The 25,762-nt window shown below is 71.5% G+C and carries 22 protein-coding genes and 1 pseudogene; 10 read left to right on the top strand and 13 right to left on the bottom strand.

All coding sequences use genetic code 11. The features are described from left to right. Positions 1 to 83 precede the first annotated feature (83 nt). The 3 genes from GEV07_01850 to GEV07_01840 all read left to right on the top strand — a co-directional run bounded on the left by GEV07_01850 (position 84) and on the right by GEV07_01840 (position 4,744). Positions 84 to 1,313, top strand: a complete 1,230-nt coding sequence (locus tag GEV07_01850; GenBank protein ID MQA01508.1) for a ribonuclease D — start codon at positions 84 to 86, stop codon at positions 1,311 to 1,313. A 147-nt stretch (positions 1,314 to 1,460) separates the two neighbouring features. Beyond that, positions 1,461 to 2,648, top strand: coding sequence for an acetyl-CoA C-acyltransferase (locus tag GEV07_01845; protein ID MQA01507.1), 1,188 nt, complete (start codon positions 1,461 to 1,463; stop codon positions 2,646 to 2,648). Continuing rightward, the gene (locus GEV07_01840) at positions 2,648 to 4,744 is read left to right on the top strand and encodes a 3-hydroxyacyl-CoA dehydrogenase (protein MQA01506.1); all 2,097 of its coding nucleotides are present in this window, start codon (positions 2,648 to 2,650) and stop codon (positions 4,742 to 4,744) included. The genes GEV07_01845 and GEV07_01840 overlap by 1 nt, the downstream gene beginning before the upstream one ends. Here GEV07_01840 and GEV07_01835 read toward each other — a convergent pair. Next, positions 4,715 to 5,104, bottom strand: a complete 390-nt coding sequence (locus GEV07_01835; protein MQA01505.1) for a MerR family transcriptional regulator — start codon at positions 5,102 to 5,104, stop codon at positions 4,715 to 4,717. The genes GEV07_01840 and GEV07_01835 overlap by 30 nt on opposite strands. Before the next feature lie 35 nt (positions 5,105 to 5,139). Between GEV07_01835 and GEV07_01830 the strand changes: the two are divergent. Beyond that, positions 5,140 to 5,839 (top strand): annotated as a pseudogene (locus GEV07_01830) (methyltransferase domain-containing protein). 45 nt (positions 5,840 to 5,884) lie between these two features. On the opposite strand, the gene dxs reads toward GEV07_01830, so the two are convergent. Both dxs and acnA read right to left on the bottom strand, forming a co-directional pair. Further along, positions 5,885 to 7,765, bottom strand: a complete 1,881-nt coding sequence (gene dxs, locus GEV07_01825; GenBank protein ID MQA01504.1) for a 1-deoxy-D-xylulose-5-phosphate synthase — start codon at positions 7,763 to 7,765, stop codon at positions 5,885 to 5,887. Positions 7,766 to 7,902: 137 nt separating this feature from the next. Further along, the gene (gene acnA / locus GEV07_01820) at positions 7,903 to 10,689 is read right to left on the bottom strand and encodes an aconitate hydratase AcnA (GenBank protein MQA01503.1); all 2,787 of its coding nucleotides are present in this window, start codon (positions 10,687 to 10,689) and stop codon (positions 7,903 to 7,905) included. Between the two features lie 173 nt (positions 10,690 to 10,862). On the opposite strand from acnA, the gene GEV07_01815 reads away from it, so the two are divergent. Further along, a complete protein-coding gene (locus tag GEV07_01815) occupies positions 10,863 to 11,432 on the top strand; it encodes a hypothetical protein (GenBank protein ID MQA01502.1) in 570 nt (189 codons plus the stop codon). A gap of 4 nt (positions 11,433 to 11,436) precedes the next feature. On the opposite strand, the gene GEV07_01810 is transcribed toward GEV07_01815, so the two are convergent. Together GEV07_01810 and GEV07_01805 are read right to left on the bottom strand one after the other, a co-directional pair. After that, entirely contained in the window at positions 11,437 to 12,624 is a 1,188-nt protein-coding gene (locus GEV07_01810; GenBank protein ID MQA01501.1) for a TRAM domain-containing protein, read from the bottom strand. Next, positions 12,614 to 14,629, bottom strand: coding sequence for an amino acid permease (locus tag GEV07_01805; protein MQA01500.1), 2,016 nt, complete (start codon positions 14,627 to 14,629; stop codon positions 12,614 to 12,616). The genes GEV07_01810 and GEV07_01805 overlap by 11 nt, the downstream gene beginning before the upstream one ends. A 91-nt stretch (positions 14,630 to 14,720) precedes the next feature. On the opposite strand from GEV07_01805, the gene GEV07_01800 reads away from it, so the two are divergent. Together GEV07_01800 and GEV07_01795 are read left to right on the top strand one after the other, a co-directional pair. After that, positions 14,721 to 15,386, top strand: coding sequence for a TrkA family potassium uptake protein (locus GEV07_01800; GenBank protein MQA01499.1), 666 nt, complete (start codon positions 14,721 to 14,723; stop codon positions 15,384 to 15,386). Between the two features lies 1 nt (position 15,387). Then, a complete protein-coding gene (locus GEV07_01795; protein MQA01498.1) occupies positions 15,388 to 16,047 on the top strand; it encodes a TrkA family potassium uptake protein in 660 nt (219 codons plus the stop codon). Here the strand turns inward: GEV07_01795 and GEV07_01790 are convergent. The 4 genes from GEV07_01790 to GEV07_01775 are packed head-to-tail and all read right to left on the bottom strand — an operon-like array spanning position 16,044 to position 18,551. Continuing rightward, positions 16,044 to 16,757 carry a DUF3159 domain-containing protein gene (locus tag GEV07_01790; protein ID MQA01497.1) on the bottom strand — a complete coding sequence of 238 codons (714 nt, stop codon included), beginning with the start codon at positions 16,755 to 16,757 and terminating at the stop codon, positions 16,044 to 16,046. The two genes, GEV07_01795 and GEV07_01790, sit on opposite strands and share 4 nt — an antisense overlap. Next, positions 16,754 to 17,140, bottom strand: coding sequence for a DNA-binding protein (locus tag GEV07_01785; protein MQA01496.1), 387 nt, complete (start codon positions 17,138 to 17,140; stop codon positions 16,754 to 16,756). Before GEV07_01785 ends, GEV07_01790 begins: the two co-directional genes overlap by 4 nt. Before the next feature lie 60 nt (positions 17,141 to 17,200). After that, positions 17,201 to 18,031: a DUF3710 domain-containing protein gene (locus tag GEV07_01780; protein MQA01495.1), complete on the bottom strand. Its 831-nt coding sequence runs from the start codon at positions 18,029 to 18,031 to the stop codon at positions 17,201 to 17,203. Positions 18,032 to 18,083: 52 nt separating this feature from the next. Further along, the gene (locus GEV07_01775; protein MQA01494.1) at positions 18,084 to 18,551 is read right to left on the bottom strand and encodes a dUTP diphosphatase; all 468 of its coding nucleotides are present in this window, start codon (positions 18,549 to 18,551) and stop codon (positions 18,084 to 18,086) included. Positions 18,552 to 18,666: 115 nt separating this feature from the next. Between GEV07_01775 and GEV07_01770 the strand changes: the two genes are divergently transcribed. Beyond that, positions 18,667 to 19,140, top strand: a complete 474-nt coding sequence (locus tag GEV07_01770; GenBank protein MQA01493.1) for a DUF3093 family protein — start codon at positions 18,667 to 18,669, stop codon at positions 19,138 to 19,140. A gap of 59 nt (positions 19,141 to 19,199) precedes the next feature. Next, positions 19,200 to 19,508 (top strand): DUF4235 domain-containing protein, encoded by a 309-nt coding sequence (locus GEV07_01765; protein ID MQA01492.1) that lies wholly within the window; start codon positions 19,200 to 19,202, stop codon positions 19,506 to 19,508. Between the two features lie 6 nt (positions 19,509 to 19,514). Here GEV07_01765 and GEV07_01760 read toward each other — a convergent pair whose 3' ends face one another. From GEV07_01760 to GEV07_01750, 3 genes are all read right to left on the bottom strand, one after another. After that, positions 19,515 to 20,309 (bottom strand): hypothetical protein, encoded by a 795-nt coding sequence (locus tag GEV07_01760; protein MQA01491.1) that lies wholly within the window; start codon positions 20,307 to 20,309, stop codon positions 19,515 to 19,517. Positions 20,310 to 20,324: 15 nt separating this feature from the next. Then, entirely contained in the window at positions 20,325 to 20,621 is a 297-nt protein-coding gene (locus tag GEV07_01755; protein MQA01490.1) for a DUF4193 family protein, read from the bottom strand. A 313-nt stretch (positions 20,622 to 20,934) separates the two neighbouring features. Then, the gene (locus GEV07_01750) at positions 20,935 to 23,106 is read right to left on the bottom strand and encodes an alpha/beta fold hydrolase (protein MQA01489.1); all 2,172 of its coding nucleotides are present in this window, start codon (positions 23,104 to 23,106) and stop codon (positions 20,935 to 20,937) included. Here GEV07_01750 and GEV07_01745 point away from each other — a divergent pair. After that, positions 23,036 to 24,208 carry a GNAT family N-acetyltransferase gene (locus GEV07_01745; GenBank protein ID MQA01488.1) on the top strand — a complete coding sequence of 391 codons (1,173 nt, stop codon included), beginning with the start codon at positions 23,036 to 23,038 and terminating at the stop codon, positions 24,206 to 24,208. The two genes, GEV07_01750 and GEV07_01745, sit on opposite strands and share 71 nt — an antisense overlap. Positions 24,209 to 24,451: 243 nt before the next feature. Here the strand turns inward: GEV07_01745 and GEV07_01740 are convergent, their stop codons facing one another. Next, on the bottom strand, positions 24,452 to 25,735 hold the full coding sequence (locus tag GEV07_01740) for an MFS transporter (GenBank protein MQA01487.1): 1,284 nt from the start codon (positions 25,733 to 25,735) through the stop codon (positions 24,452 to 24,454). Between the last annotated feature and the right edge of the window lie 27 nt (positions 25,736 to 25,762).

Below are 25,762 nucleotides of genomic sequence, written 5' to 3'. Positions count from 1 at the left end.
ACCTGCACATTAACCGTCGCGCCGTGTCGCCGCACGGCGCGCCATATCGGCAGACCCGCGGTCCGCGGCATACGGTGGAGACCATGGCCAAGGTGGCACCGGATGACGTTGCCGCCGCAGCGGACACGGTGCGCCTAGTCGAGCCTCGCGACGGAATCCCGCCAGTCATCGACCGGCCCACCGACCTGCGCGCGGCGGTCGACCGCTATGCCCGTTCGTCCGGTCCCGTCGCGTTCGACGCCGAACGGGCCTCCGGCTACAGGTACAGCCAGCGTGCGTACCTGATCCAGCTGCGGCGGCCGGACGCCGGCACACTCTTGATCGACCCGACCGCCGTGCCCGACCTGACGGTGGTACGCGACGCGTTCGCGGACGACGAGTGGGTGCTGCACGCCGCCAACCAGGACCTGCCGTGCATGGCCGAGCTCAGCCTGCTGCCACCCCGGCTGTTCGACACCGAGCTGGCCGGCCGGCTGCTCGGCTACCCGCGGGTGGCGCTCGGCACCCTGGTCGAGACGCTGCTCGGCTACTCGCTGGAGAAGGGGCACGCCGCGGCCGACTGGTCCACCCGGCCGCTGCCCCGCGACTGGCTCGCCTACGCGGCACTCGACGTCGAGCTGCTGATCGAGCTGCGCAACCACCTGGAGGCCGAGCTCGCCGAGGCCGGCAAGCTCGACTGGGCGCGGGAGGAGTTCGACGCGATCCGCACCGCGCCGACCCGGCCGCGCCGCGCCGAGGAGTGGCGGCGTACCTCGGGCATCCACAAGATGACCGAGCTGCGCGGCCTGGCCATCGTCCGCGCGCTCTGGTCGGCGCGCGAGGAGCTGGCCAAGCAGCGCGACCTGGCACCCGGCCGCGTCCTCGCCGACGCGGCGATCGTCGCGGTGGCGCAGGCCAAGCCCACCACGCTGGACGAGCTCCGCAAGGTGCCTGGCGTCTCAAGCAAGCGGACGTCCGCGTCCACCCCGCGGTGGCTCGACGCCGTCACCTCGGCGCTCGAGCTGCCGGACGCCGACCTCCCCCGCCGCCGCGCCCGGTCGACCGAGCCGCCGGCGACCAAGCGCTGGGGCAGCAAGCAGCCGGAAGCCGCGGCCCGCCTCGCCGCCGTACGCGCCGTCGTGACCGAGCTCGCGGAGCAGCACAACCTGCCGCAGGAGAACCTGGCCCCGCCGACCGCCGTACGCCAGCTGGCCTGGGCACCGCCCGCACGACCCACCAGCGACGCGGTCGCCGCCCTGCTCCGCGCGGAAGGCGTCAGGGAGTGGCAGATCTCCCTGCTCGCCACCAACCTCGCCGGCGCCCTGTCCAGCTGACGACCGAACGCGGACCTGCTGCCGTGTCGTCGCGTGCCCTCCTGGTCAAGCGTTGTTACTCGTGAGTAATATGGGGCCGTCCGCTGCCCACCGCGATGCGGAGGAACCGTGCCCGACCAGTCCGACCCACCCGCCACCGCTCGCGCCGTGCGCGACGTCGTCTTCGTCGACGGGGTGCGCACTCCGTTCGGCAAGAACAACGGCGCGTACGCCGAGACCCGCGCCGACGACCTGGTCATCCGCTGCCTGCGGGAGCTCTTGAAGCGCAACCCGTCGCTGCCGCCTGAGCGCGTGGACGACGTTGCGATCGCCGCGACCACGCAGACCGGCGACCAGGGCCTCACCATCGGCCGCACCGCGGCGCTGCTCGCCGGGCTGCCGAAGACCGTGCCCGGCTTCGCCATCGACCGGATGTGCGCCGGCGCCATGACCGCGGTCACCACTATCGCGTCGGGCATCGCCGTCGGCGCGTACGACGCGGCGTTCGCTGGCGGCGTTGAGCACATGACCAGGCACCCGATGGGCGAAGGCGTCGACCCCAACCCGCGGATCATCGCGGAGAAGCTCGTCGACCCGTCCGCCCTCGTGATGGGCCAGACGGCGGAGAACCTGCACGACCGCTTCCCCGGCATCAGCAAGGAGCGCGCCGACGCGTTCGGCCAGGCCAGCCAGCAGAAGCTGGCGAAGGCGTACGCGGACGGCAAGGTGCAGCGCGACCTGGTGGCGATGGCGACGAGGAGCCAGGCCGAGGGCTGGGGCCTGCAGAGCGTGGACGAGCCGCCGCGGCCGGACACCACGCTCGACGGCCTCGCCGGCCTGAAGACGCCGTTCCGGCCGCACGGCCGGGTCACCGCCGGCAACGCCGCGCCGATCACCGACGGCGCCACCGCGTGCCTGCTCACCGCCGCGGACGTCGCCGCCGAGTTCGGGCTCACGCCGAAGATGCGCCTGGTCTCGTTCGCGTTCGCCGGCGTAGAGCCCGAGGTCATGGGCGTGGGCCCGATCCCGTCCACGGAGAAGGCGCTGGCGAAGGCCGGCCTCGGCATCGACGACATCGGCCTGTTCGAGCTGAACGAGGCGTTCGCCGTGCAGGTGCTCGCGTTCCTCGACCACTTCGACATCTTGGACGACGACCCGCGGGTCAACGAGTACGGCGGTGCGATCGCCGTCGGCCACCCGCTCGCCTCGTCCGGGGTGCGGCTGATGACCCAGCTGGCCAGGCAGTTCGAGGAGCACCCCGAGGTCCGCTACGGCGTCACGGCGATGTGCATCGGCATCGGCATGGGCGGCACGGTCATCTGGGCGAACCCCCACTACGTCGGAGGGGACAGCTGATGGGCAGCACGGCAACGCTGGACTTCCCGGACGAACTCGTCACGCACGCGCACGTGAAGTACGTGGACCTGCCGGACGCCGCTGGCACCGCCGCGCTCATCACGCTGGACAACGGCTTCGACCACACCAAGCCGAGCTCGTTCGGCGTCGGCGGCCTGCGCTCGCTCGCCGCAGCTCTCGACGAGGTGGAGGCACGCGACGGCCTGGCCGCCGTGTGCATCACCGGCAAGCCGTTCATCCTGGCCGTCGGCGCCGACCTCAAGGGCATGCCGCACATCACCACCCGCGAGCAGGCGCTGGCCATCGGCAAGCTCGGCCACGACGTGTTCCGCCGGCTCGGCGAGCTGCCGGCGCCGTCGTTCGGGCTGATCAACGGCGCCGCCATGGGCGGTGGCCTCGAGGTCGCGCTGCATTGCACGTACCGCACCGTCTCCGCGTCCGCGAACGGCATCGCGCTGCCGGAGTGCTTCCTCGGCCTGGCGCCCGGCTGGGGCGGCACCCGGCTGCTGCCGAACCTGATCGGCCCGGAGTCCGCGGTCACGGTGATCATCGAGAACGCGCTCAACCAGAACCGGATGCTCGACGCCGCGAAGGCGTACCGGCTCGGCATCGCGGACGCGATGTTCGACGGCGCCGACTTCCTCGAGGAGAGCCTGCGCTGGGTCGGCCAGGTCGTCCGCGGTGAGGTCACGGTGACCCGCGACGAGCCGGACCGCGGCGCCGGCTGGGACGCCGCGATCGCCCGTGGCCGCGGCATCGCGGACCAGAAGGTGCATGGCGCGACGCCGGCGCCGTACGCCGCCCTCGACCTGCTCGACCGGGCGCGCGACTTCGACCGCGACGCCGGCTTCGCCGCCGAGGACGAGGTGCTCGCCGACCTGATCATGAGCGAGGAGCTGCGCGCCAGCCTGTACGCCTTCGACCTCACGCAGAGCCGCGCCAAGCGCCCGGCCGGCGCGCCGGACAAGCAGCAGGCGTTGCCGGTCACCAAGGTCGGCATCGTCGGCGCCGGCCTGATGGCGAGCCAGCTCGCGCTGCTGTTCCTGCGCCGGCTCGAGGTGCCCGTCGTGCTGACCGACGTCGACCAGGGCCGTATCGACGCCGGTGTCGGCTACGTGCACGCCGAGGTCTACAAGCTGCTCGGCAAGGGCCGCATCGGCCAGGACAAGGCGAACAAGCTGAAGGCGCTGGTCTCCGGCTCGGCCACGAAGGACGCGTTCGCGGACACCGACTTCGTCATCGAGGCGGTGTTCGAGGAGATGAAGGTCAAGAAGCAGGTCTTCGCCGAGTGCGAGGCCGTCGTCTCCGAGTCGTGCGTGCTCGCGACGAACACGTCCTCGCTGTCGATCAGCGAGATGGCCGCGGACCTGAAGCACCCGGAGCGCGTGGTCGGCTGCCACTTCTTCAACCCGGTCGCCGTACTGCCACTGCTCGAGGTCGTACGTGGCACGGCCACCGACCACGCGACGCTCGCGACGGCGTTCAGCGTCGGCAAGCGGCTGAAGAAGTCGTGCGTGCTGGTGAAGGACGCACCTGCGTTCGTGGTCAACCGGCTGCTCACCAGGTTCCTCGGCGAGATCACCGCCGCCGTGGACGAGGGCACGCCGATCGAGGTGGCCGACCGCTCGGCCGCGCCGCTCGGGCTGCCGATGCCGCCGTTCGTGCTGCTGCAGCTGGTCGGCCCGGCCGTCGCGCTGCACGTCGCGGAGCAGCTGCACGAGGCGTTCCCCGACCGGTTCACCGTGTCGGAGAACCTGCGCAGGCTGGTGTCGGCCGGCAAGCCGAGCGTGTACGTCTGGGAGGGCGCCACCCCGAAGGTCGACCCCGAGGTGGCCGAGCTGTTCGAGCACGGCGACGCCCCTTCGACCGAGGAGCAGCTGCGTGCCCGGGCGCTCGGCGCGGTCGCGCAGGAGGCGCGGCTGATGCTCGACGAGGGCGTGGTGGCGGAGGCGCAGGACCTCGACCTGTGCATGCTGCTCGGCGCCGGCTGGCCGTTCCACCTCGGCGGCATCACGCCGTACCTGGACCGCACCGGTGTCAGCGAGCAGGCCACCGGCGCCCGCTTCCTACCGCAGGGCGTCGCGAGCCTCCCCTGACGGCGTCGCCTCGCCCAGCCCGGCCCGTTCGGCGAGCACGGCCTGGAAGTGCGGGCAGGTCGCGATGTCGTCGTGCTCGCAGTCGAGCGCGCAGTCCAGCAGTTCGAGCGACGCCTGCGCGCGGGCGATCCGCTCCGCCAGCGCGGCGCGTTGCTCGACGAGCACCTGCCTGCGTTCGGCGGGGTCGGCCGTGGCGAGCAGCCGGCGGATCTCCGCCAGCCCGAGGCCGGCCTCCAACGCCTGCAGGATCATGGCGACGCGGTAGCCGTCCACCTCGCCGTACCTGCGCCGGCCGTCCGCGGCCCGCGCCGGCGTCAGCAGGCCCATCGCCTCCCAGTGCCTGAGCACGTGCGTCGCCAGTCCGAACCTGGCGGCGAGCGCACACTGAGAACGACATCACCGCCCTTGCCCGGGTGCTCGACGCCACCGACGAGCTGGCCGGAGCGTACGAGCTGCGGGCTCGCACCTTCGACCTGCTCCGGCTGCCGCCGGGCGCGGTCGCCGCGGACGTCGGCTGCGGCACCGGACGGGCCGTGGCCGAGCTCACCGAGCGCGGCGTGCACGCCGTCGGCGTGGACGTCAGCCCGCCGATGATCGACATCGCACGGCGACCGCTGGCCGACCGCACGGTTCCGGGTCGCCGCCGCCGAGTCGCTGCCGTTCGCGGACGGCGAGCACGCCGGCTACCGCGCGGAGAAGGTCTACCACGCCCTGCTGGACCCCGGGCCCGCGCTCGCCGAAACGCGCCGCGCACTCGCCCCAGGAGCGCGGATCGTGCTGCTCGGGCAGGACTGGGACACGATCGTCGTCGACTCGGCGACGCCACCCACCAGGCGCCTCGTCCAGGCGCAGGCCGACACCATCGCCTCACCGACCGCGGCCCGCGGCTACCGCACCATGCTGCTCGACGCCGGCTTCACCGGCGTCACGGTCGAGGTGCACACCGGCGTGCTGACCGAACCGGACGTGGCGATGCCGCTGCTGCAGCGCCTCGCCACTGCGGCAGCGGACACCGCCGCCGACGACTGGCTCGCCGAACAACAGGAACGTACCCGCACCGACCGCCTCTTCGTAGCGATCCCGATCTTCTCGTAGCGATCCCGATCTTCGTCGCCGCCGCCACCAGGGCGTGACTGGACGTCAGCTGGACAGCGGCACTACGGGGGTGTCGGTGTCGAGGCCGCTGAGCGTGCCGATCACCTCGCGGCCGATGTCGGCCGGGGTGAGGCCGACCTCGGCGAGCACCTCTTCGCGCTTGCCGTGGTCGAGGAAGCGCTGCGGGATGGCGAAGCCGCGCACCGGCACCTCGGTACCCCGGTCGTGCAGCTCCTGGCCGAGGGTGGCGCCCACTCCCCCGGCGCGGCCGCTGTCCTCGAGCACGACGACCAGCCGGTAGTCGGCCGCGAGCGCGAGCAGCGCGGGGTCGACCGGCTGCACCCACCGCGGGTCGACGACCGTCGCGCCGTAGCCCTCGGCGTGCAGCCGTCCCGCGACGTCCAGTGCGGTGCCGGCCATCGCGCCCACCGACACCAGCAGGACGTCCTTGCTCTCCGCCGTACGCAGCACGTCGCAGCCGCCGACCTGCTCGACGGCCGGGATGTCGTCCGGCACCGCGCCCTTCGGGTACCGCAGCGCGGTCGGGGCGTCGTCCACCGCCAGCGCTTCGCGCAGCAGCTCGCGCAGCCGGGTCTCGTCGCGGGGCGCCGCGACGCGCATGCCCGGCACCACGCGCAGGATGGAGAGGTCCCACATGCCGTTGTGGCTCGGCCCGTCGTCGCCGGTGACGCCGGCGCGGTCGAGCGCGAACGTCACCGGCAGCCGGTGCAGCGCCACGTCCATGAGCACCTGGTCGAAGGCGCGGTTGAGGAACGTCGAGTAGATCGCGACGACCGGGTGCAGGCCGCCCATCGCGAGCCCCGCCGCCTTCGTCACCGCGTGCTGCTCGGCGATGCCGACGTCGTACACGCGCTGCGGCGCGCGCTCGGCGAACTTCGCCAGCCCCGTGGGGTGCAGCATCGCCGCCGTCACGCCGACGACCTCCGGCCGTTCCTCGGCGACGGCGACGAGCTCGTCGGCGAACACGTCGGTCCACGTCGTCGGCTGGTCGGTCTTGCGGATCTGGTGCAGGCAGTCCTGCTCGTCCTGCTCCGCGACGTCGTACCCGCGCCCCTTCTGGGTGACGCAGTGCACGATCACCGGCCCGTCGAACCGGCGTGCCTTGCTCAGTGCCGACTCCACCGACTCGACGTCGTGCCCGTCGATCGGGCCGACGTACTTCAGCCCCAGGTCCTCGAACAGGCCCTGCGGGCTGACCATGTCCTTCAGCCCGCGCTTGATGCCGTGCAGCGTGTCGTAGAGCGCGGCCCCGACCAGCGGGGTGCGCTCCAGGGTCTCCTTGATGAACGCGAGCATCTGCTCGTACCGCGGGTTCGTTCGCAGCCCCGCCAGGTAGTCGGCGAAGCCGCCGTGCGTGGGCTCGTACGACCTGCCGTTGTCGTTCACCACGATGACCAGCCTGCGGTCCTTCACCGCGGCGATGTTGTTCAGCGCCTCCCACGCCATGCCGCCGGTGAGCGCGCCGTCGCCCACCACGACCACCACGTCGCGCTGCTCGCCGCGCAGCTGGTACGCGGCCGCGAGCCCGTCCGCGTACGACAGCGCGGTGGACGCGTGCGAGTTCTCGATCACATCGTGCTCGGACTCGGCCTGGCTCGGGTAACCGGAGAGCCCGCCGCGTTTGCGCAGCGTGCCGCCGCGGAACCCGTCCTGCCGGCCGGTGAGCATCTTGTGCACGTACGCCTGGTGCCCGACGTCGAACAGGATCCGGTCGCGCGGCGAGTCGAACACCCGGTGCAGCGCGATGGTCAGCTCGACGACCCCCAGGTTCGGACCGAGGTGCCCGCCGGTCTTCGACACCTCGTCGACGAGCACCTCGCGGATCTCCCGCGCGAGCTCCACCAGCTCGGCTTCGCCGAGGCGCTTCAGGTCGTCAGGGCCACCCAGCGATGCGAGGCTGCTCACGCAAAGTCTCCCTCTCGACCCGACTGCCCGACGGGTGCCCGCCGGCTACTGATCCATCGAGTCTAACGACGCGCAGCGACCGGCAAGCGTTTACCGATGGAGGTGTGCCGTGTCGCATACCCGGCGGTCAGCTCGGCCTACTCGGCGTCGCGCAGCGAACGCAGCACGTACTGCAGGATGCCGCCGTGCTTGTAGTACTCCGCCTCACCCGGTGTGTCGATCCGGATCGTCGCAGTGAACTCCTTGCCGTCCGCGCGCACGGTGACCTGCCGCGGGATCTCGGCCGCACCCTCGATGCCGGTGATGTCGAAGGTCTCCTCACCGGTCAGGCCGAGCGACTCCGCGTTCTCGCCGTCGGCATACTGCAGCGGCAGCACGCCCATGCCGATCAGGTTCGACCGGTGGATCCGCTCGTACGACTCCGCGATCACCGCGCGCACGCCGAGCAGCGTGGTGCCCTTGGCCGCCCAGTCGCGCGACGAGCCCGACCCGTACTCCTTGCCGGCCAGCACGACCAGCGGCACGCCGGCCTCGGCGTAGTCGACCGCCGCGTCGTAGATGCTGGTCTGGCCGCCGTCCGGCAGCTGCCTGGTGTAACCGCCCTCGACGCCGTCGAGCAGCTGGTTGCGCAGCCGGATGTTCGCGAACGTGCCGCGGATCATCACCTCGTGGTTGCCGCGCCGGGAACCGTAGGAGTTGAAGTCCTTGCGCTCCACGCCGTGCTCGACCAGGTACGAGCCCGCCGGGCTGTCCGGCTTGATCGCACCGGCCGGCGAGATGTGGTCGGTGGTGACCGAGTCGCCGAGCTGCGCCAGCACGCGCGCGCCGGCGATGTCGGTCAACGGGGCCGGCTCGGCGGGCATGCCGTCGAAGTACGGCGGGCGACGGACGTACGTCGATGCCTCGTCCCACTCGAAGATGTCGCCCTCGGCCACGTCCAGCGAGGTCCAGCGCTCGTCGCCGGTGAACACGTCCGCGTAGTCACGGGTGAACATCTCCGACTGCAGGGCACCGGCGATGACCTCCTCCACCTCCCGGTTCGTCGGCCAGAGGTCGGAGAGGTACACCGGCTCGCCGTCCGCGCTCGTGCCCAGCGGGTCGCTGGTCAGGTCCACGTCCATCGAGCCCGCGAGCGCGTACGCCACGACCAGCGGCGGCGACGCGAGGAAGTTCAGCTTGCAGTCCGGGTTGATCCTGCCTTCGAAGTTCCTGTTGCCCGACAGCACCGACGCGACCGTCAGGTCGTTGTCGCTGATCGCCTGGCTGATCTCGTCCTGCAGCGGGCCGGAGTTGCCGATGCACGTGGTGCAGCCGTAGCCGACCAGGTTGAAGCCGAGCTTCTCCAGGTACGGGGTGAGGCCGGCCCGGTCGTAGTAGTCCATGACGACCTTGGAGCCCGGCGCGAGCGTGGTCTTCACCCACGGCTTGCGGTTGAGCCCGAGGTCGACGGCCTTCTTCGCGATCAGCGCGGCCGAGACCATCACGTGCGGGTTCGACGTGTTCGTGCACGAGGTGATGGCCGCGATCACCACGGCGCCGTGGTCGAGCTCGAACTCGGTGCCGTCGGAGAGCCGCACCTGCACCGGGTTGCTCGGCCGGCCGGCCGCACGGGCAGCCCCGGAGACCGTCGTCGCGGGCGCGCCCGCACCGTTGTCCTGGTGGTCGTAGGCCGTGGGGTCGGACGCAGGGAACGTCTCGTCGATCGCCTCGTCGACCGCGGACGTCGGCCCCGCGCCGTTGCCCGGGCTGGCGTAGTCGCCGAGCACGTTGCGGAAGGTCGCCTTCGCGTCGGTCAGCGCGATGCGGTCCTGCGGCCGCTTCGGGCCGGCGATGCTCGGTACGACGGTGCCCAGGTCGAGCTCGAGCGTCTCGGAGAACCGCGGCGTGCGCTGCGGGTCGTGCCAGATGCCCTGTTCCTTCGCGTACGCCTCGACCAGCTCGAGCTGCTCCGCCGGCCGGCCGGTCAGCTTGAGGTACTCGATGGTCTCCTCGTCGACGGGGAAGATGGCGCAGGTGGAGCCGTACTCCGGGCTCATGTTGCCGATCGTCGCGCGGTTCGCCAGCGGGACGTTCGACACGCCCGGGCCGTAGAACTCCACGAACTTGCCCACGACGCCGTGCCGGCGCAGCATCTCCGTGATGGTGAGCACGAGGTCGGTCGCCGTGGCGCCCTCCGGCAGCTCGCCGGTGAGCTTGAACCCGACCACCCGCGGGATCAGCATGCTGACCGGCTGGCCGAGCATGGCCGCCTCGGCCTCGATGCCGCCTACGCCCCAGCCGAGCACGCCGAGGCCGTTCACCATGGTGGTGTGCGAGTCGGTGCCGACGAGTGTGTCCGGGTACGCGACGCCGTCGCGCTCGAAGACGACGCGGGCGAGGTACTCGATGTTGACCTGGTGCACGATGCCGGTGTTCGGCGGGACGACGCGGAAGTTGTCGAAGCCCTGCTGCCCCCACTTGAGGAACTGGTAGCGCTCCTTGTTGCGCTCGAACTCCAGCGCGATGTTGCGCTCGATCGCGTCGTGCACGCCGAAGAAGTCCGCGATCACCGAGTGGTCGATGACCAGCTCGGCCGGCGCAAGCGGGTTGATCTTCGCCGGGTCGCCGCCCAGGTCGCGCATCGCCTCCCGCATCGCGGCGAGGTCGACGACGGCCGGCACCCCGGTGAAGTCCTGCATCAGCACCCGCGCAGGCGTGTACTGGATCTCCCGGCTCGGCTCGGCCTTCGGGTCCCAGTTGGCGAGCGCCGCGATGTCGTCCGCGGTGATGTTCGCACCGTCCTCGGTGCGCAGCAGGTTCTCCAGGAGCACCTTCAAGCTGTACGGCAGATCCGCCGCGCCCTCGACCGCGTCGAGACGGTAGATCTCCAGGTCACGACCACCGACCCGCAGACTGCTCCGTGCCCCGTAGCTGTTGACCGACATCGCGCTACCCCAACCTCTCGGTTCCGGCATCCTCACCAGTAGCCAAGCATCCCCGCCGGCGTCACTCCAGCCACCCTGCCACGCCGGCAAACTTGTCTCGATATCAAGATAACAGCCATCTGCGGGTGTCCGCGCTCATGGGGTGGGCCCGGGCCGATAGTCTCCTCTCGCCGGTGTTCACCGAGTGCCTGGAGCAGGAGATGACGAAGAGCCAAGAAGCCAGGAGCTTCCGGCCCGCCACGCAAGTGCTTGCGCTCATCATGGGCCTGTCGCTGTTGGTCGTCGGCGCCGCCGGCCTGGTCTTCCACCTCGCCGGCATCCCCGGCTGGATCCTCGGGGAGACCCTCGCCATCGACGTCTTCCACCTGGTGATGGGCGTACTCGCGATCGGCGCCGCGCGCACACCGGGGGCATCGAAGGGCTACGGCGGCTTCGCGTTCGTGGTCTTCCTCGTCACCGCCGGCATCGCCGCGGCAGCCCCGATGCTGGCCCACGAGGAGCACGCGATCGCCGGCGTCCCGACCTGGCTGGCGCACAACGAGCTCGGCTTCTCCGGGATCAACTACATCGTCTTCTTCCTGATGGCGCTGTGGGGCCTGCAGCTGGCCACCACGCAGCCGGACGTGGACACCGTCGGCAGCGGCGACTCGCACGCCGCGCTGCGCGCGCTGCCGGACCGCGAGAACGCCATCGTCGAGTCGCAGCAGCGGAAGCGGCAGCTCGAGGCCGCCACGTCGGAGTGACCGGCTAGGCCGGTTCCAGGATCGCCACGCACTCGACGTGGTGGGTCATCGGGAACAGGTCGAACGCGCGCACCCCGCGCAGCTGCCAGGCGTGGTCGCGGAAGTACCGCACGTCCCTGGCCAGCGCCGCCGGGTCGCACGTCACATAGGCGGTCCTGCGGGTCTGCAGCCGGCAGAGCAGGTCCACCACCTCCCGCCCGGCGCCGCGCCGCGGCGGGTCGAGCACCACCAGGTCGGCGCGGCGCAGCCGCAGCCCACGGAGCACGTGCAGGACGTCGCCTTGCCGCATGTCCACCGTCGGCAGGTCGGCCAGGTTCGCACGCGCGTCCCCGACGGCGTCGCGGCCGGACTCCACGGCCGTAACCCAGCCGCCCGGCCCCAGCCGCTCGGCGAGCGCACCGGCGAACAGGCCCACGCCGGCGTAGAGGTCGAGGGCCGACTCCCCCGGCTGCGGCTGCAGGCCGTCGAGCACGGCGTCCACCAGGGTGTCAGGGGCGCCAGGGTGCACCTGCCAGAAACCCGTGCCTGTGACCTGCCAGGTGCGGCCGGCGGCGTGCTCCCGCACCGACCGACGCTGCGCCTTCGCCCCGCCAGGCTGCACCACACTGCCGCCGCCTGTCGGTGCCGCGGCCACCGTGATCCGGCGCTCCCCCGGCCACCGCTTCGTCTCGATGCCCAGCTCCCGCACCGCGGGATGAGCGATGGCGCAGCGGTCGACCGGCACCACGTCGTGCGAGTGGTACGCGTGGAAGCCGGCGCGGCCGTCGGCGTCGACAGCGTACGCGACCCGGGTGCGCCAGTCCAGCCCGTCGGGCGCGCCAGGCACCTCCTCCACCGGCACCTCGAGCTCGATGCCGGCGAGCCGCTGCAGCTGCTCCTCGACGACCGCAGCCTTCAGCGCGCGCTGCGCGGGCAGAGCCGCGTGCTGCCAGTCGCAGCCGCCGCACACCCCCGCGTACGGGCACGGCGCCTCGACCCGGTCGGCCGACGCCGCCAGCACCTCCACGCAGTCCGCGCGCAGGAACTTGCTGCGCACCTGGGTCACCCGCGCCCGCACCCGCTCGCCGGGCAGGGCGTGCCGGACGAAGACGACCTGCCCCTCGTGCCTGGCGACGCACGACCCGCCGTGTGCCACCGCGGTGACGGCAAGCTCCAGCACGTCACCGACGCGTACCGCCGGCTCAGCCTGCATCGGGACCACTCGACGAACGCTGCGACACCTCGTCGCGTTCGAGCTTGCCGACGATCCGGTCCGAGGACCGCAGCTGCCAGGGCACGTTGGTCACCATGACGCCTGGCTCGAACAGCAACCGCGCCTTCAGCCGCAGCGCGCTCTGGTTGTGCAGCAGCTGCTCCCACCAGTGCCCCACCACGTACTCCGGCAGAAACACCGTGACGACGTCGCGCGGGCTCTTCCTGCGGATGGCCCTGAGGTAGTCGACGAACGGCTTGGTCATCTCCCGGTACGGCGAGTCGAGCACCTTCAGCCGGACCGGCAGCCCCAGCCGCTCCCACTCGGCCTGCAGCTTCCTGGTCTCCTCCGGGTCGACCTGCACCGAGACCGCCTCGAGCACGTCCGGCCTGGTCGCCCGCGCGTACGCGACGGCGCGCAGTGCCGGCTTGTGGATCCGGGAGACGAGGACGATCCCGTGCACCCGGGACGGCAGCATGGTGTCGGCCGCCTCGTCCGGCCGCAGGTCGGCCTCCACCCGGCCGTAGTGCCGCTTGATCGCCCGCATAACCGTGAAGAGCACGGCCATCGCGAGGATGGTGATCCAGGCGCCGTGCGTGAACTTCGTGATCAGCACCACCACGAGGACGATGCCCGTCACGGACAGGCCGAACGCGTTGATCGCCCGCGACCGCTGCATCCCGCGCCTGCGGGCGCCGTCGCGCTCGGTGCGTAGCAGCTTCGTCCAGTGCAGCACCATGCCCAGCTGGCTGACCGTGAACGACACGAAGACACCGACGATGTACAGCTGGATCAGCCGGGTGACCTCCGCGTCGAAGGCCACGATCAGCACGATGGCGAAGCCGGCGAGGAGCAGGATCCCGTTGCTGAAGGCGAGCTTGTCGCCGCGGGTGTGCAGCTGCTTGGGCAAGTAGCCGTCGCTGGCCAGGATCGAGCCGAGCACCGGGAACCCGGTGAACGCCGTGTTGGCGGCCAGCAGCAGGATCACGCCGGCGGCGGCCGCCACCACGTAGAAGCCGGGGGCGAAGCCGCTGAAGACCGACTCGGCGATCTGGGTCATCAACGGGTCCTGGTGGTACTCCGGGCCCACCGGTTCGCCGTTCGGCCGGATCAGCTGGGTGGCCGGGCGCTCGGCGACCCGCGCGTGGGTCAGGTTGGCGAGCATGACCGTGCTCAGCGCGCCGGTCACCGCCACGACGCCAAGGATCAGCAGTGTGGTCGCCGCGTTCTTGCCCTTCGGCTTGCGGAACGCCGGCACACCGTTGGCGATCGCCTCGACACCGGTCAGCGTCGCACAGCCGGAGGCGAACGCCCGCAGCAACAGGAAACCCGCGGCCAACCCACCGAACCCGTTCACGAAGTCGTCGTCCGCCCTGATCTCCAGGCTCGCGCTCTCCGCCGCGGGCAGCTCACCGAAGAAGTACCTGAGGAACCCGACGGCGGCCATGCCGAGCACGGCCACCATGAAGACGTACGTGGGCACCGCGAAGGCCGTACCAGCCTCCTTGATGCCCCGCAGGTTCATCGCCATCAGGAACACCGTCGCGCCGACGGCGAGCCAGACCTGCCCGCCCTGCAGGAATGGCATCGCGGTGGCCGCGTACTGGGCTGCCGACGAGATCGACACCGCGACGGTGAGCACGTAGTCGACCAGCAGGGCGCTTGCGACCATCAGGCCGGGCCCGCTGCCCAGGTTCGTCGTCGCGACCTCGTAGTCGCCGCCGCCGCTCTGGTAGGCGCGGACGTTCTGCCGGTACGAGGCGATGACGGCCAGCATCACGAACGCGATGACCAGGCCGACCTTCCAGCTGTACGTGTACGCGACGGTGCCCGCCAGCGAGAGCATCAGGAAGATCTCGTCCGGCGAGTAGGCAACGCTCGACAGCGGGTCGCTCGCGAACACCGGCAACGCGATGCGCTTGGGCAGCAGCGTCTGGTGCAGTTGTTCGGAGCGACGGGGTCGCCCGACGAGCAGCCGCTTCAGCAGGTAGGGAGCGCTGGGCACAGCAGACGAGGCTAGCGGCCCACCCTGGCGCCGTCACACCCGCCAAGCGTGTAGCGTCTGAATGGCGCTACCGACGGCGAAGGGACATCTCGTGCACTGCGTCATCCTGGGCTGCGGTCGGGTGGGCTCCCTTCTGGCCAACACCCTGGAACAACGCGGCCACTCCGTAGCCATCATCGACCAAGACACGACGGCTTTCCGCCGGCTGGGCAGCCACTTCGAGGGCAAACGGGTGGAAGGGTACGGCTTCGACCGGGATGTGCTCATCGAGGCCGGCATCGACCAGGCGCATGCCTTCGCCGCGGTGAGCAGCGGCGACAACTCCAACATCATCACCGCGCGGATCGCCAGGGAGACCTTCGGCGTGGAGAACGTCGTCGCGAGGATCTACGACCCGCGCCGCGCCGAGGTGTACCAGCGGCTCGGCATCCCGACCGTGGCGACCGTGCAGTGGACCGCCGACCAGATCCTGCGGCGGCTGTTCCCCGAGCAGAGCGCCCCGGACTGGCAGGACGCCACCGGCACCGTCATGCTGACCGAGGTGCCCATCCACCCCAGCTGGGCGGGCAACACGGTGCAGGCCGCCGAGGAGGCGACCGGGAGCCGGGTGGTGTCCATCGCGCGGATGGGCGAGGCGGTGCTCCCGACCGGGCAGACCGCCATCCAAGAGGACGATCTCGTGCACGTGGCGGTGCGTACGGGCACCCAGGCGGAGGTCGTGGGGACGCTCAGCAAGCCGCCGGAGGGAAGCGACTGAGATGCGTGTTGCCATCGCTGGCGCCGGCGCAGTCGGCCGGTCGATCGCCACCGAACTACTCGACAACGGGCACGAGGTGCTGCTCGTCGACAAAGACCCGCGCGCCATCCGGGTCGACTCCGTGCCGCGCGCCGAGTGGCTGCTCGCGGACGCCTGCGAGATCGCCTCGCTGGACGAGGCCGGCTTCGAACGCTGCCAGGTGGTCGTGGCGGCCAGCGGCGACGACAAGGTCAACCTGGTGGTGTCGCTGCTCGCCCGTACCGAGTTCGGCGTCCCCCGCACGGTGGCCAGGGTGAACCACCCGAACAACGAGTGGCTCTTCAACGACTCCTGGGGAGTCGACGTGGCGGTGTCCACCCCCCGGATGTTGTGCGCCCTGGTCGAGGAGGCGGTCTCCGTCGGCGACCTGGTGCGGCTGATGACGTTCCGGCAGAGCAACGCCAACCTGGTGGAGACGACGCTGCCTGAGACGTCCACCCTGGTGGGCGAGAAGGTCAGCTCGGTGGCCTGGCCGGCGGACACCGCGCTGGTCGCCATCCTGCGCGGCGGCCGGGTCCTGGTGCCGAGCGGCGACGACCCCCTCGAAGCCGGCGACGAGCTGCTGCTGGTCACCACGGAGAACGTGGAGAGCGAGCTGGACGCCCTGTTCCACCGGACCTAACGGGTACCCGGCGGGGCGTCCGGGCGGACCGGTGGCACTCGGCGGATGATCAGCCAGGTCACCCACGCGACCACGGCGAAGACCGGCCAGCCGAGGGCGACACCGGCGACGCCGAGGGCGAACGTCATGTCCAGGTGGTACAGCGGGAAGATCACCGCGAGCCGCACCGCGAACATCGCCGCCCACAGCAGGGTCGCCTGCGCGTACGCGCGCCGGCGGGCGTCCACCGCGCGCCACGCGAAGTTCTCCTTCAGCAGCGGGCCGATGATCACGCCGAGCAGCGGCCACCTCACGAGCACCGACACCAGGTACAGCGCCGCGAAGCCGAGGTTCTTCAGCATCGACGGCACGAAGTAGTCCTTCGCCTCGCCGGTGCTGACGGCGAACAGCCCCGCGATGAGCACGCCGACGAAGCCGCCGACCGCGTACTGCACGGTGCTGCGCCGACCGACCCGGATCGCGAGGAAGACGAGGGCGAGGGCCACCGCCACGATCGCGGAGAGCTGCACGTCCCGCCAGATGGAGAAGATGGTGACGAAGAGCAGGCCGGGCACGCTGGTCTCCAGCGCACCACGGCCGCCGCCGACGGCGCCGAGCAGCGACTTGCGTTGTTCCTCCGGCGTGGGCGTGGCTTCGGCCGGTTCGGCGTCCTCGGCTGTGGTGGCGGTCGGCTCGGTGCGCGACTCCCCCGGCTGGTCCGGCCCGGTCAATGGCCACTCGCAATCAGCTCGTACTTCGGGTTGTAGATCACCCTGCGCCCTTCCGCGGTCGTGACCATGCCACTGGCGCGCAGCCGCCGGCCGGGCTCGATGCCGTGAATCTTACGTCGCCCCAGCCACACCAGGGTGAGCGTGTCGGACCCGTCGAAGAGCTCCGCCTCGAGTGCGGGCGCGCCCGCGCGCGGCTGCATGGTCACGGTGCGGACGGTGCCCGCGACGACGGCGCGGCACCGGTCCGCGCATTCCTTGACGGGAGTCGCCCCCAGCTCCTCGGAGCGTTCCTGCAACTCCTCGGCGTCGAGCTCTTCCGTGGACGAGAAGAGCCGCCTGATCCGCTGCGCTAGCGTCAGCCGGCGATCGTCACCGCTTGCCATGAGGCTCCTCGACCGTGGCCCCCGACTCGACCATTACGGAGTCGTTGCTCGTCTGCCATGCTACCCAGCCGAGTCGGGTGCCCGCCGGAACGACTTGAACCGGTTGGCGGCCTCGGTGTCGTCCTCCTGCGTGGTCAACCCGAGCGCTTCCTTCGCGTCCCGCGGCAGGTCCATCGGGATGAGCTCGCGCGGTGCCATCGGCTCCTGCCCGCGGTCGACGACCGTCCCCCGCAGGATGTCCTCGAGCGGCACGGCCTGCTTGGGTTCGTCCACCGCACGCCCGGAGAAGGCGCCGCGGAGGAACCAGCGCGGGCCGTCGATGCCGAAGAACCTGACGTGCTGGGTGCCCTGGGTGCCGTCCGGGCCGGTCACCGGTACCTCGGCGATCAGCTCCCGGCCGAAGGTCCCGTCCACGGACGCCACCTTGCCGCCGGAGCTCTTCAGCCCCTTGATCATCTCGCTGCGCAGCTCGTCCCAGAGCCCACCGGTCTTCGGGGCGGCGCAGGCCATGATCTCCAGGCCGCTGTCGCCGTGCAGGACGTTCGCCGCGACCGGGACGTTGTTGTCCATCCGGATCTGGATCTCGAAGCCGTCGACGACCGGCACCTGCAACGACCCCAGGTCGATCCGCTCCGCCTCGGGGAAGTCCTCGTCGACGTCCCACGGACCGTCGGCGCGCGGCGAGTCGTCCGCTTCGTCCTCGTCTTCGTCCTCGTCCTCGTCGTCGAGGTCGTCCGCGGTCTCGTCCTCCTCGGCCGAGTCATCGACGGACGCGTCCTCCTCGGCGACGGTGTCGTCGTCGAGATCGGAGTCGTCGTCCGCGGCGGCCGATTCCTCGACGGCCGGCTCCTCGGCGCGCTTGTCCTTGGCGCGACGGCGTCGGAAGATCACGATGTCCCTTCGCTTCCTCAGGCCTCAGGTCTGCAGATCGGCGTTCGGCAGGCTATCGCGCGGTGTGCCCGACGGAGTCGGTGAACCCGCCCGTCGAACCATGGCCATCGGCTCCCCGGTCCGACCCGGGCAGCTGCTCGACCTCGTGCACACGCATCCGCTCGACCTGCTGAACGACAAGTTGGGCGATCCGGTCCCCCCGGCGGAACCGCACCGACTCGGTTCTGTCCGTGTTGATGAGCGTAACGCGTATCTCGCCACGGTAGCCCGCGTCGACGGTACCCGGCGCGTTGACCAGCGTCACACCGAGCCTGGCGGCGAGCCCGGACCTGGGGTGCACGAACGCCGCATACCCGTCCGGCAGCGCGATGGCGATGCCGGTGCCGACGTTGGCGCGCTCCCCCGGCGCCAGCGTCACGTCCTCGTTCGTGCTCAGGTCCGCGCCGGCGTCGCCTGGATGGGCGTAGCCGGGCAGCGGGACGTCGGCAGCGAGCCGGCGGATCAGCACGTCGACGGCCATCGGGGTCCTCCGAGCGGGTGCGGTGCGGGCGGGGCAGTGCGGACAAACGTACCGCCGGGGAGAAGAATGACAGCAGATCGGGCGCCGACGGCAGCGCCCTCGGGAGGAGCGACGGATGGCCACGCAGCCGGACGAGGCGGCCGGGTTCGCCGAACGCCTCTGGGTGCCCTGGTGGTGGTGGCCGGTCGCAGGCGTGACGGTGGCGATCCTCGGCGCCGAGGTGCATCTCGGCCTCGGTCCGCTGGCCGCGGTGCTGACGTACCTGGTGCTCGGCGCCACGACCGCGGCGCTGCTGGTGCGCTGGGCGTTCCCCGTCCGCGTCGACCGCGACACGCTCGCCGTGGGCACACACCGGGTGGAGCTGGCCCGCGTCACCGGCGTGACGGTCATCGAGCGTACGGAGGCGCGCCGGGCACTCGCCGACCACCCGGACGCCACCGCGGTCGTGCTGCTGCGCGGCTACGCGAGGCACGCGGTGTTCGTCACCACCGACGGTGCCGCCGGTGCGCCCGGCTACCTGCTGTTCTCCACCCGCCGGCCGGACGAGGTCGCCGCCGCACTCGACGAGCCCTCCGCCGCCGCACGGTGATCCACTCTGCGAGACTGTCTCATCGCGTAACCGACCGAATCGTGGGAAGGCGACACGACATGGGCAAGAAGAAGCCGAAGCCCGATATCGGGTGGACGATCGTCGGCGGGCTCAGCGCCTTCGCCGCCGGTGTCGTGACGCGTAAGGTCCTCGAGCTCACCTGGACCAAGACCACCGGCAACAAGCCGCCCGAGTCGCCCGAGTCGCCGGACGTGGCGCTGCGCGAGGCCGTCCTCTGGGCGGTCGCGACCGGAGTCGCCGTCGGCGTGGCGCGGCTGGTCGTCACCCGCGAGGCCGCGAAGGTATGGCGGCGCGCCACCGGCGACCTGCCGGCGGTGCTGAAGAAGCTGGACGAGCTGGACGACTAGCCGGGGTCACTGCGGGTCGAGCGTGTGTCCGCGCAGGTCGTTGCGGATCGCGTCGGCGAGCAGCTTGGTGCCGCGCCGGTTCAGATAGGCGCCGGCGACCGCCCCGGTGAGGAACGGCCCGAGGGTGGTCAGGTTCCTGCCGAGCCGGTTGAGCATCCGCTGCCGCAGGTTCCTGCGGGCACCGATACCCAGGACGGCGCTCACCGACCCGGGCTGTAGCGGGCTGACGCCGCGCTGCGCGGCCCACCCCTGGAGATACGCGACCGCACGCTGCCGCGGCGGGCCCTCGATCCGCACTCCGTAGACCTCGTGCAGCTCGGCGATCAGCTTGAGCTCGAGGGCGGAGACGATGATCGTCTCCGCCGCCACCTGGACCGGGGCGGACAACAGCGTCGGGGGCGCTGTGTACTCGACCGCGGCCAGCGCGCCACCGGCGGCGCCGACAACCGCGGACCCGCGGGAGGAGTGGCGTACGAGGGAGTCGGCCAGGGCCTCACCGGTCAGGCCGTGGTGGTGTGCGCGGAGCGCCTCCAGGTCGCGGACGCGGACCCGGGGTGCGACCTCTTCGAGGACGCCGACCAGCCAGCCTGCGACACCGCCCTTGGCACGAACGGACTTGGCGTTCCTACCCATCGAGGAGACCACCTTGCCGACCAGCTTGTGGCGCTGCGCGTCGGCGGTCTGCTGCTCGGCGTGCAGCAGCTGCTCGACAGCCTCTGCGACCTCTTCGGCCACCGGCGCGTCGGGCTGCTGCTCGTCGGACCTGAGCTCGGTCTCCCCGGGCGGTTCGTCCCCGGCCATCGTGGTCCTCTCAGCTCAGGCCGCGCAGTCCTTGCAGACCAGCTTGCCCTTCTTGTTCTCCACGAGCTGGCTGCGGTGGTGCACGAGAAAGCAGCGCGAGCAGGTGAACTCGTCGGCTTGCCGGGGAAGTACCCGGACGCTGAGCTCTTCGTTGGATAGGTCCGCGCCCGGCAGCTCGAAGCTCTCGGCCAGCTCGGCCTCGTCCTCGACAGCAACCGCGGACTTCTCCCGCCTGCGAGCCTTGAGCTCCTCGATGCTGTCTTCGCTGACTTCCTCTTCGGTCTTGCGCGGCGCGTCGTAGTCGGTTGCCATTTCGTCTCCCCGAACGTGTGTCCTCAAACCCGGCGCGGTGGATGTAACGCACGGCGACCGTGGTTTGTGCCCGGCCCGGCGCAGAGATTGTGCACTATCCCGCCAGTCGAGCACAGCCGGGTATCGTCCATTGGACGCTTGCGTCCTGTGCTATCCGTCACATGCAGCCGTGACCAGGCATTTAGCCGTTACGTCAGGCACACCCGACGGTGAGCCGCAATCAACCCGTTGCACATGGTGACACCAGCGCGGGTCTCTGCCGGGTGACCAAGACCACTCGCTAGTAGCACCAGCCGCCCGCGTCGCGGGCGCCTCATAGCCGCTGTGGCCGTTGCCACGGTTCGCCGAGTACGTGGGTGGCGAGGAACGCCGTGATGGTGTCGTACCAAGCGATCACGTTTCCTGGTTTCAAGATCCAGTGGTTCTCGTCCGGGAAGTACAGGAACTGCGCCTCCACGCCGGACTTGACCAACTGCCAGTAGAGCCTCAGCCCTTCCCCGACGGGCACCCGGTAATCCTTGTCGCCGTGGATCACCAACATCGGCGTGCCGAGCCGGTGCGCGAACTCGTGCGGAGAGTGCTGCTCGTAGCGCTCGGGGTGCTGGGCCGGATCGCCGAACTGCGTCTGCCAGTACGCAGGGACGTCCGTGGTGCCGCTGAACTGGTCGAGTGCCCACAGGCTCGCGTGCGTCACGATCGCCTTGAACCTGTCGGTGTGTCCGGCGATCCAGTTCGCCATGTACCCGCCGAACGAGCCGCCGAGCGCGGCGGTGCGATCCTCGTCGACGTCCGGGCGCGCCACGGCGACATCGGTCACGGTCATCAGGTCGGTGTAAGGCTTGTCACCCCAGGAACCCCAGCCCCGCTGGTGGAACTCGATGCCGTAACCGGTCGACAACGCCGGGTCGGGCAGCAGCACCGCGTAGCCGTTGGCGACGAGCAGCCACGGGTTCCAGCGCCACGACCACTGGTTCCACGACGACTCCGGGCCGCCGTGCGCCCACAGCAGCAGCGGCGCCGGACGGTCCGCGCCGGCGTCGTGCGGCAGCGCCAGCCACGCCCGCAGCGGCTGGCCGTCGTCGGCGACCGCCGCCACCTCGGTCAGCCGGCCGGGCAGCTCCGGCGGCTCCGCCGGCCCGCGCAGCGGGGTGGGCTGCTGGTCCTTCGCGCGCGCGTCCAGCACCACCGGCGCCGGCGGCCCGGTCACCGCCGACCGCAACGCGAAGAGCCGGTCGCCGTCCGGGTGCGGGCACACGGCGCTGTACACGCCGTCGTCGCCGGTCAACACGGTGACGGCACCAGACTCGCGCTCGACCCGCACGATCCGCCCTCTGCCGACGTCGTCGAAGGTGGCGTAGACCGCGCTGCTGTCCGGCGCCCAGACCGGCGCGGCCGGCCACCTGTCCAGGTCGGGCAGCAGGTCGCGCTCCTCGCCGCTGGCCAGCGGCACCAGGCACAACGTCGTGTCGCTCGGCTCGGTGTACGTCGGCCAGCTCTCCCGGCCGGCCACCACCCACTGTCCGTCGGGCGACACGGCCACCGAGCCGTAGTCGGCGTGCTCGTCGTCCAGCAGCACCCGCACCTGCCCGGTGGCCACGTCGATCACCCGCACCTGGTTGCGTAGCTCCCCCGGGCCGCGCGGCACCGCCCACGTGGTGACGACCGCGCTGCCGTCGGGGACGACGTCGTACGACGCATTGTCCAGCGCCCGCCCGGGCTCGGCGGTGAGGTCGGTGAGGTCGGTGCCGTCCGTACCGTCCGCGCCCGGGGTGACCAGGTGCGGCTCGGCCGGGCCGAGGTCGTGGTCCCAGTGGCGCAGGGGGAAGTCGCTGTAGAGCACTGCGGAGACCCCGCGGTCCCTGCGTGCCTTGCGCAGCTCCCGGTCGTCGGCGCCGGCCGCGCCGGGCAACACCGACGTCGCGCAGACGAGCGTGCCGGCCGAGCGCGCGGCCGCGAGGTCGGCGATACCGCCGGGCGCGGCGAGCACTCTGGTCGCCTCGCCGCCGGCGGCCGGCAGCTGCCAGACCGCCGTCCGGTGCTCGTCCTCGGCGTCCGCGGCATCCGGCACCGGCCGGTCGGAGAGGAACAGCAACGACCCGTCAGGGGTGAAGACCGCCCCGGACTCGCCGTTGTCGGAGCTGGTGAGCCGTCGCGCGGGCTGCTCCCCCGCCGGGTCGACCTGCCACAGCGAGCCGACGTACTTCTTCCTGTCCCCGGACAACACCGAGACGGTCGCCACCAGCCGGCTGCCGTCGGGGGACAGCGTCAGGCCCGCGACCCGCGGGAGGTCGAGGAAGCGCTCCAACTCGGCGAACACACCCGCGTCCGGCACGGGCGCCTCCTTCCCTAGGCGTGAGCTGCACGCTATCGCGAAATCGGTTGCCCGGCCCGGTGGGCTTCGAGAGCATCGCCGGATGGACCCGCAGGTGATAGACGCCGGCGGCGTCCGGCTGCGCCCGCATCGCGCCGACGACGTCCCGGCCATCGTCGAGCAGTGCATCGACCCCGAGTCGCAACGGTGGACGACGGTGCCCTCGCCGTACGGCCGCGCGGATGCCGAGGAGTTCGTCGACCTGGTCGCCCGCGGCTGGGAGGAGGAGCGGTCGCTGGCGTTCGCGCTCGCCGACCCCGCCACCGACGCGTTCCTCGGCAGCATCGACCTGCGGCTGGACGGCGCGGGCGCGGCCGACATCGGGTACGGCCTGCACCCGGGCGCCCGCGGCCGCGGCCTGACGACCGTCGCGCTGCGCGCGGTCGCCGACTGGGCGTTCGCGCAACAGCACCTCGCCCTGCAGGTGCTGCAGTGGAGCGCCATCGTGGGCAACTGGGCGTCCCGCAGGGCCGCGTGGCGGGTGGGCTTCCGCGTCGAGGGCACGCTGCGCGGGCAGCTGAACCAGCGCGGCACCCGACGCGACACCTGGTGCGCGACGTTGCTGCGCGACGACCCGCGCCAACCGCGGACCCGGTGGCTGCGGCCGGCCAGGCTGACCGGTGCCGGTGTGGTCCTCCGCCCGTTCCGCGCCGGCGACGCCGAGGGGTGCGTCGAGGCGTGCACCGACCCGCGCACCAGGCACTGGCTACCGCAGCTGCCGGATCCGTACACGGCCGAGGCCGCCGCCGAGTACATCGCCACCAGGGAGGAGGAGCACGCGGCCGACCGCGGCGTCTTCTGGTGTGCCGCCGACCCGGTCGACGACCGGATGCTCGGTTCGTTCGGGCTGCACCTCGACCGCGACGGCGGCCCGGACACCGCGGAGCTCGGCTACCTGCTGCACCCCGCGGCGCGCGGCCGCGGGATCGCGACCACCGCGGCACGGCTGGTCCGCCGGCACGCCTTCGCCCCGGCCGACGCCGGCGGGCTCGGGCTGCGGCGGCTCGTCGTGTGCGCGGCGCAGGGCAACGAGGCGTCCGTACGGGTCGCGCAGCGGGCCGGCTTCGTCCGCACCGGCGTGGACCGCGCGGCCGCGCCGCTGGGCGACGGCACCGTCGACGACATGGTGCGGCTGGACCAGCTCGCGTCGACGACAGCGGACGGTGGCCGCGAGGACCGGCAGAGTGCCGAGGCGCGGGAACGCCGTAACGAGTGAGTAACGGAGAGTTGGCTGGTGTTGTCATCCCACGCGCCGAGGGGCACATTCAAGACAGCTCGTGGATCAACACGAGTTGCCATTTGGTGAGTCCGGCCGCGAGCTCAGCCAACGGAGGTGCCGTGCCGATCCCCGCGTCCGATCGCGAACAGCGCCCGTCCTCTGCGCTCTGCTGGACCTGAACGCTCGCTGCCCCGTTTGACCGGCTCTCGGCCCGAGTTTCCCCCGGCTCGGGCCGAGAGCTCACTTCCGCTCTGCCGTGGTCGTCGGCACGGCGTGCCGACGGAGCAGCGGCGACTTCGGCACCAGCGCGATCAGCAGTGCACCGAGCACGCCAGCGAAGGCGAACAGGTAGAAGTTCCACTCCACCGCGAGCGCGGACCCCACGATGAACCCGCCGAGGATCGGCCCGAGGATCGCGCCGAGCCGGCCGACGCCGAGCGACCAGCCGACGGCGGCGGCGCGGCTGGTGACCGGGTAGAACGAGGCGACGTACGCGTTCATCAGGATGGCCGTACCGATCGAGCCGAAGCCCGCGACGGCGATCGCCAGCATGTTCACGGTGAGACCGAGGTTCACGCTCAGCACGACGTTCGCGATCGCGGCGGCGGAGAACGACGCGATCAGCACGGTCTTCGAGCCGCGCCGGTCGCCGATGCGGCCGGCGAGGATGGTGCCCGCCACCGCGCCGACGTTCAACGAGGTGAGCACGAGCAGCGCCGAGCCGAGCGGGTAGCCGGACTGCCGCATGATCTCCGGCAGCCAGGTGGACAGGCCGTAGACGAGCAGCAGGCCGAGGAACGCGGCCGCCCACAGCAGCACCGTGCCCGCCACGTAGTCGCGGCGGAACAGCTGTGTCACGGGGGCCAGCCGGCCGCGCGGCGCCCCGGTCTCCTCGACGGGCTCCGGCTCGGGCGCGACCGCTATGCCGAGCCGCTTCGCCGTCGCCTCCGCCTCGGCCAGCCGACCCTTCGCACGCAGGAACGCCACCGACTCCGGCAGCAGCTTCAGGCACAGCGGCGTGAGGAAGACCAACGGCACCGCGCCGAGACCGAACATCACCCGCCAGCCGAAGGCGGGGATCAGCGGGATCGCGACCAGCGCGGCGAGCACTCCGCCGACCGAGTAGCCGGTGTACATCACCGCGTACGTGAACTGCTTCTTCGCCACCGGCGCGTACTCGAGCGTCAGCGCGGTGATGGTGGGCATCACGCCACCGAGGCCGAGCCCGGCGAGGAACCGCGCCACCCCGAGCACCTCGGGCGACGGGGCGACCGCGGCGAACGCCATGGCGAGCGAGAACCAGGCCTGGCAGGCGATGACCAGCTTCCGCCGCCCGACGATGTCGGTCAGCGTGCCGATGACCAACGCGCCCACAAGCATGCCCATCAGCGCGTAGCTGCCGATGGCGCCCGCGGCCGCCGGGCTGAGCTGCCAGCCGGGGTCACGCAGCAACGACGGCACGACCGTGCCGTAGACGGTGAGGTCGTACCCGTCGAAGAGGATCGTCGCCCAACAAAGCACGATGACGAGCAACGTCTTGCGCCGTCCGGT

It is taken from the genome of Streptosporangiales bacterium, assembly GCA_009379825.1.
In the GTDB taxonomy this organism is placed as follows: domain Bacteria; phylum Actinomycetota; class Actinomycetes; order Streptosporangiales; family WHST01; genus WHST01.
Note: the sequence above shows the minus strand (reverse complement) of the source record. Positions and strands in the feature narration are given on the sequence as shown.

Excerpts from the sequence above, each read along its gene's own strand:
- GEV07_01850 (MQA01508.1), top strand. The coding sequence starts at position 84 with ATGGCCAAGGTGGCACCGGATGACGTTGCCGCCGCAGCGGACACGGTG.
- GEV07_01840 (MQA01506.1), top strand. The coding sequence starts at position 2,648 with ATGGGCAGCACGGCAACGCTGGACTTCCCGGACGAACTCGTCACGCAC.
- acnA (MQA01503.1), bottom strand. The coding sequence starts at position 10,689 with ATGTCGGTCAACAGCTACGGGGCACGGAGCAGTCTGCGGGTCGGTGGT.
- GEV07_01810 (MQA01501.1), bottom strand. The coding sequence starts at position 12,624 with ATGCAGGCTGAGCCGGCGGTACGCGTCGGTGACGTGCTGGAGCTTGCC.
- GEV07_01795 (MQA01498.1), top strand. The coding sequence starts at position 15,388 with ATGCGTGTTGCCATCGCTGGCGCCGGCGCAGTCGGCCGGTCGATCGCC.
- GEV07_01785 (MQA01496.1), bottom strand. The coding sequence starts at position 17,140 with ATGGCAAGCGGTGACGATCGCCGGCTGACGCTAGCGCAGCGGATCAGG.
- GEV07_01775 (MQA01494.1), bottom strand. The coding sequence starts at position 18,551 with ATGGCCGTCGACGTGCTGATCCGCCGGCTCGCTGCCGACGTCCCGCTG.
- GEV07_01770 (MQA01493.1), top strand. The coding sequence starts at position 18,667 with ATGGCCACGCAGCCGGACGAGGCGGCCGGGTTCGCCGAACGCCTCTGG.
- GEV07_01765 (MQA01492.1), top strand. The coding sequence starts at position 19,200 with ATGGGCAAGAAGAAGCCGAAGCCCGATATCGGGTGGACGATCGTCGGC.
- GEV07_01760 (MQA01491.1), bottom strand. The coding sequence starts at position 20,309 with ATGGCCGGGGACGAACCGCCCGGGGAGACCGAGCTCAGGTCCGACGAG.
- GEV07_01755 (MQA01490.1), bottom strand. The coding sequence starts at position 20,621 with ATGGCAACCGACTACGACGCGCCGCGCAAGACCGAAGAGGAAGTCAGC.
- GEV07_01745 (MQA01488.1), top strand. The coding sequence starts at position 23,036 with ATGGACCCGCAGGTGATAGACGCCGGCGGCGTCCGGCTGCGCCCGCAT.
- GEV07_01750 (MQA01489.1), bottom strand. The coding sequence starts at position 23,106 with ATGGCCGGGACGTCGTCGGCGCGATGCGGGCGCAGCCGGACGCCGCCG.